Source organism: Enterobacter cancerogenus, from assembly GCF_019047785.1.
Lineage (GTDB): Bacteria > Pseudomonadota > Gammaproteobacteria > Enterobacterales > Enterobacteriaceae > Enterobacter > Enterobacter cancerogenus.
In genome coordinates this window covers 4286411-4298314 of sequence record NZ_CP077290.1, presented here as the reverse complement: position 1 = coordinate 4298314, position 11904 = coordinate 4286411, and the positions used below count along the sequence as shown (strand labels likewise).

General features: G+C 56.4%; 20 protein-coding genes. 18 read left to right on the top strand and 2 right to left on the bottom strand.

The window, feature by feature from the left end; translation table 11 throughout:
- The first annotated feature begins 32 nt into the window (after window positions 1–32).
- From I6L58_RS20335 to I6L58_RS20320, 4 genes are all read left to right on the top strand, one after another.
- Window positions 33–209: a hypothetical protein gene (locus I6L58_RS20335; RefSeq protein WP_176399416.1), complete on the top strand. Its 177-nt coding sequence runs from the start codon at window positions 33–35 to the stop codon at window positions 207–209.
- Complete coding sequence (locus tag I6L58_RS20330; RefSeq protein WP_088208397.1) at window positions 206–922, top strand: DUF2786 domain-containing protein; 717 nt, start codon at window positions 206–208, stop codon at window positions 920–922. Before I6L58_RS20335 ends, I6L58_RS20330 begins: the two co-directional genes overlap by 4 nt.
- Before the next feature lie 216 nt (window positions 923–1138).
- A complete protein-coding gene (locus tag I6L58_RS20325) occupies window positions 1139–1366 on the top strand; it encodes a hypothetical protein (protein ID WP_088208062.1) in 228 nt (75 codons plus the stop codon).
- A 3-nt stretch (window positions 1367–1369) separates the two neighbouring features.
- Complete coding sequence (locus tag I6L58_RS20320) at window positions 1370–1660, top strand: hypothetical protein (RefSeq protein ID WP_088208061.1); 291 nt, start codon at window positions 1370–1372, stop codon at window positions 1658–1660.
- Window positions 1661–1662: 2 nt separating this feature from the next.
- Here the strand turns inward: I6L58_RS20320 and I6L58_RS20315 are convergent, their stop codons facing one another.
- Entirely contained in the window at window positions 1663–2073 is a 411-nt protein-coding gene (locus tag I6L58_RS20315) for a DUF2513 domain-containing protein (RefSeq protein WP_088208060.1), read from the bottom strand.
- Window positions 2074–2694: 621 nt separating this feature from the next.
- On the opposite strand from I6L58_RS20315, the gene I6L58_RS20310 reads away from it, so the two are divergent.
- The 10 genes from I6L58_RS20310 to I6L58_RS20265 all read left to right on the top strand — a co-directional run bounded on the left by I6L58_RS20310 (window position 2695) and on the right by I6L58_RS20265 (window position 6473).
- On the top strand, window positions 2695–2973 hold the full coding sequence (locus tag I6L58_RS20310) for a hypothetical protein (RefSeq protein ID WP_088208059.1): 279 nt from the start codon (window positions 2695–2697) through the stop codon (window positions 2971–2973).
- A 16-nt stretch (window positions 2974–2989) separates the two neighbouring features.
- Window positions 2990–3385, top strand: a complete 396-nt coding sequence (locus I6L58_RS20305; protein WP_088208058.1) for a gp16 family protein — start codon at window positions 2990–2992, stop codon at window positions 3383–3385.
- 1 nt (window position 3386) lies between these two features.
- Entirely contained in the window at window positions 3387–3836 is a 450-nt protein-coding gene (locus I6L58_RS20300; protein ID WP_088208057.1) for a hypothetical protein, read from the top strand.
- Window positions 3837–3920: 84 nt separating this feature from the next.
- The gene (locus I6L58_RS20295) at window positions 3921–4319 is read left to right on the top strand and encodes a M15 family metallopeptidase (protein ID WP_088208056.1); all 399 of its coding nucleotides are present in this window, start codon (window positions 3921–3923) and stop codon (window positions 4317–4319) included.
- A 20-nt stretch (window positions 4320–4339) separates the two neighbouring features.
- Window positions 4340–4588, top strand: a complete 249-nt coding sequence (locus I6L58_RS20290) for a DUF2644 domain-containing protein (protein WP_254082134.1) — start codon at window positions 4340–4342, stop codon at window positions 4586–4588.
- Entirely contained in the window at window positions 4581–5060 is a 480-nt protein-coding gene (locus tag I6L58_RS20285) for a hypothetical protein (protein WP_088208054.1), read from the top strand. Before I6L58_RS20290 ends, I6L58_RS20285 begins: the two co-directional genes overlap by 8 nt.
- Before the next feature lie 31 nt (window positions 5061–5091).
- Entirely contained in the window at window positions 5092–5253 is a 162-nt protein-coding gene (locus tag I6L58_RS20280) for a hypothetical protein (RefSeq protein WP_254082133.1), read from the top strand.
- 2 nt (window positions 5254–5255) lie between these two features.
- Window positions 5256–5522, top strand: coding sequence for a hypothetical protein (locus tag I6L58_RS20275; protein WP_088208052.1), 267 nt, complete (start codon window positions 5256–5258; stop codon window positions 5520–5522).
- Complete coding sequence (locus I6L58_RS20270; protein ID WP_088208051.1) at window positions 5522–6043, top strand: DUF1804 family protein; 522 nt, start codon at window positions 5522–5524, stop codon at window positions 6041–6043. The genes I6L58_RS20275 and I6L58_RS20270 overlap by 1 nt, the downstream gene beginning before the upstream one ends.
- Window positions 6036–6473 carry a hypothetical protein gene (locus I6L58_RS20265; RefSeq protein WP_088208050.1) on the top strand — a complete coding sequence of 146 codons (438 nt, stop codon included), beginning with the start codon at window positions 6036–6038 and terminating at the stop codon, window positions 6471–6473. Before I6L58_RS20270 ends, I6L58_RS20265 begins: the two co-directional genes overlap by 8 nt.
- On the opposite strand, the gene I6L58_RS20260 is transcribed toward I6L58_RS20265, so the two are convergent.
- Window positions 6445–6702, bottom strand: a complete 258-nt coding sequence (locus tag I6L58_RS20260) for a hypothetical protein (protein WP_088208049.1) — start codon at window positions 6700–6702, stop codon at window positions 6445–6447. The genes I6L58_RS20265 and I6L58_RS20260 overlap by 29 nt on opposite strands.
- 81 nt (window positions 6703–6783) lie before the next feature.
- Between I6L58_RS20260 and terL the strand changes: the two genes are divergently transcribed.
- Genes terL through I6L58_RS20240 form a run of 4 tightly spaced genes read left to right on the top strand, consistent with a single transcriptional unit; the run spans window position 6784 to window position 11754 of the window.
- A complete protein-coding gene (gene terL, locus I6L58_RS20255) occupies window positions 6784–8472 on the top strand; it encodes a phage terminase large subunit (RefSeq protein WP_088208048.1) in 1689 nt (562 codons plus the stop codon).
- Window positions 8473–10032 carry a DUF935 domain-containing protein gene (locus I6L58_RS20250; RefSeq protein ID WP_088208047.1) on the top strand — a complete coding sequence of 520 codons (1560 nt, stop codon included), beginning with the start codon at window positions 8473–8475 and terminating at the stop codon, window positions 10030–10032.
- Window positions 10025–11281, top strand: a complete 1257-nt coding sequence (locus I6L58_RS20245) for a phage head morphogenesis protein (protein ID WP_088208046.1) — start codon at window positions 10025–10027, stop codon at window positions 11279–11281. The genes I6L58_RS20250 and I6L58_RS20245 overlap by 8 nt, the downstream gene beginning before the upstream one ends.
- Entirely contained in the window at window positions 11278–11754 is a 477-nt protein-coding gene (locus I6L58_RS20240; RefSeq protein ID WP_088208045.1) for a phage virion morphogenesis protein, read from the top strand. The genes I6L58_RS20245 and I6L58_RS20240 overlap by 4 nt, the downstream gene beginning before the upstream one ends.
- Window positions 11755–11904 lie beyond the last annotated feature (150 nt).

Genomic DNA, 11904 nt, shown 5'->3' with positions numbered 1-11904 from the left:
TTTACGCCTGAAACTCTATCAGAGGTTATTTAATGAATATTTTGCTTGATTCAGAATGCCCTCAGTGTGAGCACACTGCCGTTCTGGAACTAAAGGCTGATGCCGCCACCCATGATGTGCAGCAGCTCGATATCGTCGTTGAATGCCATTTTTGTAAAACAGTATTCAATGAGTTTATTTCTCTTAATGAAATGGTGGTGTGCCCGTGAACAAAGAAAAATATCTCGCAAAAATTAAAAAGCTCCTTCGCCTCGCCAGGGGGACCTCCAGCCCGGAAGAGGCAGCTAACGCGATGGCAAAAGCCCAGGCCTTTATGCGCGAGTATGGCCTGAATGAGAGTAATGTTGAATTTGCCACGATCAACACCGCGGACAGCGCAGGCGCACCGAGTGATGCAGCCAGGTCCCCTGCGTATATGCACCACCTTGCCAATATGATCTGCCGGGCCTTTGGTGTTGAATGCTATTTCTCTGGCTCATGGCGCAGCACCGGCAGCCTTAAAAGGTTTATGCGTTTTTATGGCCCCGGCCAGCGTGCAGAGATTGCGGCATATGCCTTCGATGTGCTCTCCCGCCAGATGAAACTGGCCCGCAAGGAATATCAAACCAGACACTGTAAACGCTGTAAACCTGCGACCCGAATTGCGCGTGGTGACCAGTTCTGTGAGGGTTGGGTCGGTGGCGCATCCGGGACAATTACCTCTTTCGGAATGTCTCCAGAAGAAAAGGGCATGCTGGAGCGCTACACCAAAAAGCTCCATGCAGAAAAAGGGCTTTGCGAAGGTGAAGCCCGATCAGCTAAGTCCTGTCGAGGTTCCGACGATGCCGTTGGAGCTGGATATCTCGCGGGGAAAAATGCCCGCCTTCATCATGGTGTTGGCGGCCATGATGACTTACAGCCGCTGGCTATCGGGAGGCAATAATGCTGCTTAGAGTCTCCGAAGCAATTTATCCTCAGCCCGGCGAACGGCACGAGTATCGTCTTAATGATGGGAGTTCTGTTGTTGAGTGCCCGACCCTGCCAGTTGTTTCGCGCTTGAGGTTCTACGACAACCGTAATCACCGGATTCTGAATAAAACAGTCCAGGCATCAATGAAGGCTGCTGTTATTCAGCACAAAAAAAGATGGGGCGTAAGTCATGGCCAGCGCTAATCCGTATGCTGAACACGTTAAAACCGCCCGCAGCCACCTGCGTCGTCTGGCGACGATCGAGCGCCATTTGCTCGAAATGTCAGAGCACTGGGGTGGGCTGGATACTTGGGTGATGTCGCTGCTGGAAGTGCAGGCGGAGCAAATCAGTAAATTATCGAAAGAGCTGGCGGATTCAGTTAACGATTGGAAACGCGGCACAGAATGGGAGGAGTAAGGTATGACGACTAAAATTGATATGACTGACCGTGATTTTATTGAAAATGACCTGATGGTCAGCGGGTATACTGCGAGTGAAGTTTCGGCACTTACTCGCCACCTTGATGATGAGTCCAGCGCCGTATCCCCTGAATGGATGCGGCATGATTCTGAACTTGAGGTGACGCACTCCCTCTGTCGGGCGTGGCTGGTTCGGCGGTTGCGAGCGCTTGCGGAAAGTTCAGATCAACGTATCGGAATTGCGGCACTGGAGCAGTTAGTTAAAATCTCATTACATCGCGGTATTTACTGATGTCACTCAATACCGATTCTTTCCTTAATAACCTTCGTTAACCACTGCTTGCTGACGTCTTTCACCAGCTCAAACGGGGCGTCAGCAAGCTCTTTTTTAATCCTCTCCAATACAGGCTTCTGATAAAGCGCTTTAGCAAAATCATGACCATCTTGTGTAAGCCTGATTTTCACGTTTCTGTAACCTATACCCCTGCTGCTGTAAACGAATCCAACATAGGCTGGATCGCCGATGCGGAGTTTGCTGTCACTGATAAGTCCATTCTCAACCAGCAGGAGGGTGTGAAAAAGTAGCCTTTGCTCGCGATCTCCCTCTGCTGTGTCATAGCCTAGATCATCCAGCGTGATGAATGCTTCCGGGCTATCTAAAAACAGCGACAACTGTCGTTTAAGTTCATCAAAATCAATTTTCATAATATTCCTTGGGGCATTCTCCAGTGCCGCATTCAGTTTATAGGGTTCGGGCTTCGTCACCATACCTGCCGCCAATTAGATCTCAGCCGTTGATATAAGATTGAACAATAACGGCAGATAATAACCTCAGTGAATCATATTTGAGGTCCTCATGTTTCTGATGCTGATGCTTTATCTCGCTACCGTGCCGATCGCCACGTTTTTTGCGTGGTGTCTGTTCCGTATGAGTGATGACTAGATGGATACGACTTTATGGCTCTTTGGATTGTTGCAACGTTTATTCTGGTCGTGTTGTGGGGCGCAGCGTGGGTGCTCGGCAGCCCCAGAATGCGTAACTGACGGGGGTTCAGGTGGTTGTTTCTGATTGTATGATTTGCCTGGTAATTGCAGTTTGTTCGTCGCTGGCGGCTTTTGTGGTGTGGTCACTGTAGTTGATGTTAAGAATTGCCTTTGAAGTCTTCGCGGCACTGGTATCATGCTGGTATGTTATCTGGTTATTAATTGACAATATTATCCAGTTGTGATCCAATTAATTTGTTAAAACTGTTCACCACAATTTGAAATGGCCCAAAGCCCCGCCCAGTGCGGGGCTTTTTCGTTTAAATTCCCGGAGAATTTTCCATGACCAACTATGCCAAACTCGGCGAGTACACCGCCTATAAAAAACAGGCTCAGGACGCGGCAGATCGTCGTCGCCTCAGGCTTGCCATGCTGGAACGTAAAGCCGGTGATTTGAAAAACCTGTGTGCTGTGGCTATTGATGTGCCGGAATTGACCGCTCTGCAGCAGGATGCCGTCAGGGCTGAAGAGGAGATGCGGGCCGCAGTCGAGATGGCTAATCAGGCCGCACCACTATGCGGTGTGCAGAAGATTGATCTCAAGCTCCTTATGGACATCTGACGGCCACGGGATACCCATGAAAGCAAATCTGATCCGTATCGTTCACACCGGCAAATCCTCCCTCGGCTGGGATGATGAAACCTATCGCGATGTACTGACCCGCCAGACCGGCAAACGTTCGGCGCGTGACTGTACCACTGCCGAACTCGAAAAAGTGGTGCTGTACATGCGCACACAGGGCTTTGCGCCGTCCTCTCGTGGACGCCGCCCCCGTGTGGCAACAGGCCGTAAAGCCATGCTGGGCAAGATTGAGGCCATGCTGGCGGAGGCGAACCGCCCGTGGAGTTATCTGGATGGGATCGTGGAGCGCATGCTGGGCGAGAAAAAGCCGGTTGAGTGGCTGAATGACGATCAGGTGCGTAAGCTGATGCAAATGCTGATTGTTGACGCGAAGCGTCACGGGAGGCTGTAATATGCGCGAGTTCGACCTTGAATCCCTCGAAGAGCTGCTGCCGGATACCGCCCGCCAGATAGCCGATGTGATTGGCTTCCCCGCCACGCAGCGGCTGATTGAGCGCTTTGGTGGTGCCTGTTTCCCGGTTGGTCGTGGGCTGCGCGGCACTGGCGAGCGCCGTCTGGCCATGCTGCGGGAGGTTATCGGCGAAGAGAACACCCGCCAGCTTGTTAAGCGTTTCGGCGGTGACAGCTCGCTGGTGATCCCCCGCTGTGCCGACGCGCTGCGCGAGTGGCGCAACCGCTGTTTTCTCGCCGAGGTTGACAGCATGCTGGCCGATGGCGAATCATTGCGTATGGCGCTCACGGTGCTCGGCCCCAAATACGGCATCGGTAACACCCGTGCATGGGCCATTGTGGCAAGCCGCCGTCAGGCTGTTTCTCCCCCGGCACAGGGGGCACTGTTCTGATGGTATACCGCTTCACCCCCGTATCATGCCCTGAGTTACGCCACCCATCACAATAACCCTCACAAACTTTGTGAGGGTTTTTTTATGTCTTCTTTCCGCTTCAGTCAGCGCAGCGAGTCCCGCCTGCAGGGTGTTCACCCTGACCTGGTGAAAGTGACCCGCCGTGCGCTGGAACTGTCTCCCGTTGATTTTGGTATCACCGAAGGTCTCCGCTCTCAGGAACGCCAGAAACAGATGGTTGCTCAGGGCAGCAGCCAGACCATGAACAGCCGCCACCTTACCGGGCATGCGGTCGACGTTGTGGCGTATGTCGGTAGTGATATTTCGTGGGATATGCCGCTCTATCAGCAGATTGCGCAGGCGTTCAAACAGGCTTCAGTTGAGCTTTCCATCCCCGTTGAGTGGGGTGGCGACTGGAAAACGCTGAAAGATGGCCCGCACTTCCAGCTTCCCTTTGCACAGTATCCGGCTACAGCCGCGTGATGTTCCGGGGGATCGTACTGATGGCGCTCCTTAACCGTCTCGCTGAGTTAATCACTAATCCGCAGGGACGACTGTCCACCACCGATACGGCCACCATGGTGGCGTTGGTTGTCAGCTCGCTGGCGCTGCTTATCTGCGTGGTGATGGACAGGCAACCTGATGCTGCGTTGGGCCTGTATCTCGGTGCCTGGGTAACACATGCAGGCGTGCAGGTTCACCAGAAGCTGAAGGTGCCTGTTGCCCGGCCTGCGGGAGGCAAGGATGAATAGCGCAGCTAAATGGCTGTTAACCCGTCTTTTACCCGGCGTCGTGCTTTGCGCGGCGCTGGCCGGAGCGGGATGGTGGCTGCACAGCACCGGCTATGACTCCGGGCATAAAGACGCTAAGGCGGATGGCGATACGGCGCTGGCCAAAGAGAAACAGGCCCGTGCGGATGAACGCCAGCAGCTGGCTCAGGCCGGACAGCAGGCACTGCTGCAGGCAAGAGATGGCGAGCGCCAGCAGCGTGAGCGGGCTGACCGGCTCGCCCTGCAGCTGGCTGATAAAGAATTTGAGCTGAAGCAGACCAGCAGTCTGCTGCAGCTGAATATCAGTAAGGTGGTCAGCGATGACAATCAGGACAAGCAGGCTTCTGGCTGTGGTTATAACGGGCTTGGGCCTCACAGCCTGCAGCTCTACACCAAAGCCCTCGGATACGCCGGTGGTGGTAACGCCAGCGCCGGTGATAGTTCAGGGCAGTAAACCTCCGCGAGCGATGGTCACGGTGGCCCCGATGCCACCCGCGCCCGGCGCGTATGCCGGTAACACTCCGGGCCTCTCCCCGGACGCCCTGCTGCGGCATGCAACCGACTACGGCGCCTGGTGTCAGGCGAACGCCGCGAAACTTCACGCCCTTGAGGCATTTTTCTGGCCAGTGCCGGATAAGGACAAATAGAAATGGATGCAGCCCATCTTGCCGAGTTCTGGCAGACCGCTCTGCTGGGGTTGTTCTCGTTTGGGTTCACCTTCTGGATCAAGAACCTTCACGCGACGATTGAGCGCCTGCGCGAGGATAACCGCCAGATGTATACCGTGTTTCAGCTTAAATCGGATGCCCTGCGCGATCAGGAAAAAATCATGAGCATGCTTGGGGAAATCAAGCAGTCGATGGAGCGCACCGGAGAGCGTATTGACCGCCTGATTGATGGTCAGGGGGCACGCTAATGGCGCACCCGAAAGCGGTAAGGGATGCCATCAGGCGCGATTACATTGCGCAGGGGATGGCCCCCGAAGTGCTGGGGCCGATGCACGGGGTCAGTGTGGCGTCGGTTATCCGCTGGCGGCGTGAGTCGCGGGAGAACGGCGACGACTGGGACAAACAGCGTGCGGCCCGCCGCCTGTCGTCCGGTGTGCCGGAGGATATCACCCGTGACCTGCTGCTGGAGTTCCTTGAGCACCATAAGCATGCGATGGAACAGCTGCGCAAGGCCCGTGAAGGTGCAGACGGTCAGGCCGCACTGCCAGCCGATGATTACGCCAGCCTGCTGGCAAAGCTGCAGGACGGCTTTAACAAGATGATAGCCGCCAGTAAGCGCATTTTGCCGGAGACCGACCGTCTGATCGTCGCGGCGGGCGTGGTGGAGGATTTAGCCGCCTTTCTCAGCGATAAGCACCCGGCGCTGATGGCGGGCTTTCTGGACGTATTACCTGAGTTTCAGCAGATAGTGGAGAAAAAATATGGCTAACCCAATGATTGAGCTTGATGATCGCCTTTCGGTTCGCGCCGGAGATATCACCCGCCTCATGCTCTCAGGGGCAAATGTTATCGTCACTCTCAATGGTTGTAGTGATTATTTCGTCTGTACGAAGGATGAAGCCGCTGCCCGTAAGGTGAAGTCCGGGATTATTGAAGCACTTAACCGCTGCCAGCCCCGAGAAATAGCATCAACCACCGTGGCCGATATGAAATGCGCCGCCAGAGCCTGCACAGAAAAAGCGCCGCTGGCCTATGGTCAGGCTCAGGTTAACCGGATTGTCGATTTGCTCCGGCAGGAGTTTGGCGACGGCCTGAAGCACTCGGGGTTTATGGATGACCTGTGGGTGGCACTGCAGGTGGTATACGGCCCCGGTGGAGCCGTAGATTTCATTACCGATCGTCTGAATTACCGGCGATAGCCGTTTCCAGTGTTTGATAAATGTGCTGAAAGTCAGTCCGTATGTCGTGCAACTTTTGCTTCTCGACGGCGATTTCCAGCACATCGCTCGACATCTGGTTTGTTTCGGCTCTGCTTAGTTTTGCCGCTGAGTGATTATGCCCGGACTGGTATTCCGTCATATAAATCTCGGTCGCCAGACGGGCAATTTCAATCTTCTGTTCGATGGTGATTTTTTCTGTATCAGACATAAAGCCTCTCTGTTTAAAGGGTCATTGTTGGCAGCAGTATCCTGGCACAGAGGGGCTTTATTTTTAAGAGGTTAGTTATCTGTGGCATCAAAAACTTCGCTTAAAGCCTTTCGCGAGAAGATTGCCCGCATTCAGGGGGAACTGCGCGACCGCATAGAGAGCGCAAGCTGTGGTCTGGACAGCAGCCCGGAGGCGATACAGGCTCGCCGGTTACAGGTCAGCCATCCGGTGACCGGGTTTCGCTTCTTTGTAAACACCTACTTTAAGCATCACCTCCATCACCCGGAAACCAGTGCGCTGCACGAGTATCTGTATGAGCGCCTGCCGCAGATTGTCACCAGCCCTGAGAGTGAGAATGACGTTATTGCCGCCCCGCGTGGTGAAGCCAAAACCACCCTCGGTCAGCAGCTGTTCGACCTGTGGTGCGTCGTTCTTGAGCTGAAGAAATTTATCATAATCGCCTTCGACACGTCCGCTCAGTCGGCAGAGTCTCTTGAGGTGATTAAGGCCGAGCTGCTCTATAACGCCGGTCTGGCGCTGGACTTCCCGGAGGCCTGCGGACAGGGACGGGTGTGGCGTATCGGCTGCATTTTGACTGCGTCGGGCATCAAAATTGAATCGGCTGGTCAGGGACAGAGTCTGCGTGGCCGTAAGCACGGCGCATATCGTCCTGACCTGGTTCACCTCGATGACCTCGAAAACGACGAGAACGTGGTGACACCAAAGCAGCGTGACAAGCTGGAGAAGTGGCTGAACAGCACGGTGCTGCCGCTGGGCGGGGCCGGGGTGAAGCTCGATGTTATCTACGTCGGGTCAATCCTGCACTACGATTCCGTGCTGGCCCGCACCATGAAAAACCCGCTGTGGAACGCGAAGCGTTTCCAGGCAATCCTCGCGTGGCCTGAGAATCTGGCGCTGTGGGATGAGTGGGAAGCGGTGCTGCGTGGTAAGGGTAAAAATGCTGCGAAGGCGTTCTATAACCGTCATGAAAAAGCGCTGCTGAAAGGCTCCCGCGTTTCCTGGGCCGCTCGCCCACTGCTGGCGCTGATGTTGATCCGCGTGCGCGTAGGCACCCGCGCTTTCGATGCGGAATACCAGAATGACCCGGTCAGCGGCGAGCATGCCATCTTCCACGGCTGTATCCATGAGTGGCGGGAGCTGGAGCCTGACCTGATTTACTTCGGTGCCTGCGACCCGTCGCTCGGCAAGCACAACAGCCGGGGTAACGACCCCAGCGCGTTGCTGATTGGCGGATGGCACCGCATCAAAAAAGTGCTGAAGGTCGTCCGTGCCGATATTCGCGTGCGCCGCCCTAAAAAGATTATTACCGATGTTATCCAGCTGCAGCGTGAGTTTGGCTGCGTAGCGTGGGCGTTTGAGTCGGTGCAGTTCCAGGACTTCCTGCGCGAGACGCTGATAGAAGAATCCCTGAAGGCGGGGGTCCCCGTTCCGGCCCGCTCGGTGATCCCTTCTACCGACAAGGCCGGACGTATTGAATCCCTGCAGCCCTTTATGGAGAGCGAGCACATTCTGATCGCCCGTGCGCTCGCCACGTTGCGTGAACAACTGATGCATTTCCCGATGGCTGACCACGATGACGGCCCGGATGCGCTGCATATGCTGTTTGCCATCGCGTCGACCAGCGTGGGTAACTTTGAATTTATTCCCGTCAGCCAGCTGGAGGCGGTGGAGTCGGATTCTCCCTCGCGCCGCAGGCATGACGATGACGACGATTATGGCTCTGACGGGTTCGGGTCTGGAGGATGGTAAATGGACATTAAAACCGCGTTTAAACGTTTTTTTTCCCGCGATAACACACAGGCCATGCAGAGCAGTGGCGATGATTTTCTTTATGGTGATACTGCTACGCACCCCTCTACGGGGCTGGATATTCAGCGGGTGTATGCCCTGTTCAGCGCTGCCGAACAGGGCGACATTCAGGCACAGAGCGACCTGTTTACCGATATGGAAGAGCGCGACGGCCACCTGTTCGCCGAGCTGTCAAAGCGTAAGCGTGCGCTGCTGACGCTGCCGTTTTCCGTCAAACCGCCCCCGGATGCGACCGAGGCGGAGAAGAAAGTCGCGGCGGAGGCCGACTGGTGGCTGCGCCATTTGCCGGGCTTCCGCGAGATGCTGATGGATATGCTGGATGCCATCGGCCACGGCTTTTCGTGCATTGAGATCGAATGGGGCCGCAAAGGGTCACTCTGGCTTCCGTCAGCGTTCCACAAGCGACCGGCGCGGGCCTTCACGATGCCGCAGAACGACCTTGACAGTATCCGCCTGAACCGTGGCGGCGTGGGCGGCGAGGAACTGTGGAATATGGGCTGGATCGTGCATAAGCACAAGTCAAAATCCGGCCCGGTGGCGCAGAGTGGCCTGTTCCGCGTGCTGGTCTGGACGTACCTGTTCAAGAATCTGTCTGCCCGCGACTGGGCGCAGTTCCTGAACCTCTACGGCCTGCCATTCCGTATCGGTAAGTATGATGCCTCCATGACCGACAGGGAGCGGCTGAACCTGCTTCGCGGTATCCGCATGCTGGCCCGCGAAGGCGGCGGCATCATTCCGTCTAATGCTGAAATTTCGCTGGTCTCTCCGTCTGCAGGCCAGAGTGCGCCTTTCCTGGATATGGTGAGCTGGTGCGAGAAGGTACAGTCAAAGGTCATTCTCGGCGGGACGCTGACCAGCCAGGCTGACGGCAAATCGTCGACCAATGCGCTAGGAAATGTGCATAACGAAATCCGTCACGATCTCCTCGTCGGTGATGCATGGATGTCGGCGGAGACGCTGACCCAACAGCTGCTGTGGCCAGTGCTGGCGATAAACGGGCGTTTTAACCCGGAGCGGGCACCGTATCTGGAATTTGATGCCCGCGAGTCCGTTGACCTTGAGCGTCTGATGACGGTAGTGAACACTGCCCAGCAGGCGGGCTTTGACATTACCGCTGACTGGGTCTCGGAGAAAAGCGGTATCCCGCTGCCTCAGGAGGGACAGACCATCCTGAAACCGCTGGCCCGCCAGCAGGCCGGTGACGCCGCACTGTCTCAGGTCATGCAGGCCCGTCTTGCAGCCCTCTCTGTGCCGCAGAGTGGAACTGACAACGTACAGCTACAGCTGGATGCCGCTCCGCAGCTTCTGGCCATTCAGGCCACTGCCGCTGCTGAAGCAATGTTGAAACCGCTAATTACGAAGGTAAAAGCCGCCCGAAGCCCGGATGAGGTTTACGAGCTTCTTGCAGCCAGCTATCCAGCGCTGGACGATATGGCCCTGCGCGAGCTGGTCGGTCAGGCGGTCTTTGTCGCAGACTTCATGGGGCAGCAGAATGCCTGAGATTAATGCAGGTTTTGCCATGACCCTGCCACCGGCGCGGGCGATAGCTTACTTCCAGTCAAAAGGGTTAGCGCCCACCATGAGCTGGAAGGATATGCAGGACGAGGCTCACGCGGTGGAGTTTGCGGTGGCCGGTATCACGAAGCTGGACGTCCTCAGCGATATCCAGAACAGCCTGACGCGCTCGCTCACGGAGGGGATGAGTTTCCGTCAGTTCCAGGATGAACTGGAGCCGCTGTTGCAGCGTAAGGGCTGGCTGGGACGCGGGCTGGTTGCCGATGACGATGGCGTGCTGCAGGGCAAAAAGCTGATGCCGTACCGCCTTGATACGATTTTTCGCACCAATATTCAGTCGGCGTATGCTGCAGGCCGGTATCAGCAGCAGATGCGCAATGTCGCCGACCGCCCTTACTGGGAATATAACGCGGTCATGGATAACCGCACCCGCCCAACGCATGCGGCGCTTAATGGCCGGGTATTCCGCTGGGACGACCCGATATGGCAGACCATCTACCCGCCGAACGGTTACAACTGCCGCTGCTGGGTTCGCGCTCTGACCGAAGCACAGATGAAAAATCACCCACTGGGCGCTGAAAGCAGTGACGACCGGCTGGTGACCGTGCAGCAGCCTTATGGTCTGGATGGCGAGATGCGTCCCGTTAAAGCATATCGTGATCCTAAGACCGGGCAACTGCTGGTGCCGGACGCGGGCTTTCACCTTAATCCGGGGCGTGGGTATCTGGCCGGGCTGGGTCAGTCCCTCCTGGAGAAAAGCGTTGATGCCCCTCCACGCCTTGCCGCGCAGGCAGTGTATGAAACGCTGCGCAATAACCGGCTGGCCACGGCAATGAACCGCGATCTTGATAGCTGGGTGCGCTCGCTGCCTGCGCGACCCGGCAGGGATTTTCGCCGCGCCGGTGCATTATCACCGCTGGTGCTGGCTGCAATCAGTGACAGTGCGACTCTGCCGTCGCCGGTTATCACCTTACCGGCGCAAACGGCTGTCAGCCTGCGGGAAGCCGGTGCGTCGTGGCTTGGACGTCTGGCATCGGCATTTCGTTACCCGGTGGCCGTGCTGCAGCGCGGCGAGGCTCTGCTGATGGTGGTGGAGGATTTAGCCGGTTACAGCGTGGTCACGCTTGCCCGCAGCGCTGATAGCTTTGAACCTGTATCCTCGGTGCCGTGGTCACCTGCAGCCGTCGCACGCGCCCGACTGATTGACGGTACGCTGCCGGAGGGGAATGCATGAAGCTCGATATCGATATTTCTGACGAGTTCCGCGACTGGCTCGACAAGCTGGCCGCACGTTGCCAGCACCGTGAGCCGCTGATGAATAAGGTCGCGGGTATCATGCTCGATGCGGTGGATGAGAACTTTGTTCAGGGCGGGCGTCCGGCGTGGAAGCCGCTTAAATATCGAGACGGCAAGCCGCTGATGAATACCGGACGCCTGCACGGCTCAATTGAGCCGTTCGCCGATAACGATCAGGCGGTGGTGGGCACCAATGTGGTCTATGCCCGAATCCACCAGATGGGAGGGAAAACGCGCCCTCACATCATCCGCCCCCGCAACAAAAAAGCGCTGTACTTTAACGGACGCTTTGCGAGTCAGGTCAACCACCCTGGTTCAGATATTCCGGCCCGTCCTTTCCTCAGCCTGACGGATGATGATAACGACGCCATCCGCCAGGCGGTCATTGACCATCTTGGCGGGGAAGACTGATAAGCCCACAAAAGGCCGTTGTGGCGTTTTTTCGCTTTCGGGGGTAACGTATTACCCCTGCATTGTTTTAACGCCATTCTGCGCGATTTAAACGGGTTTTAAACGGGGTTGCGCCATGCAGCCACGGTGTTACTGTCTTAATCCCCTGAT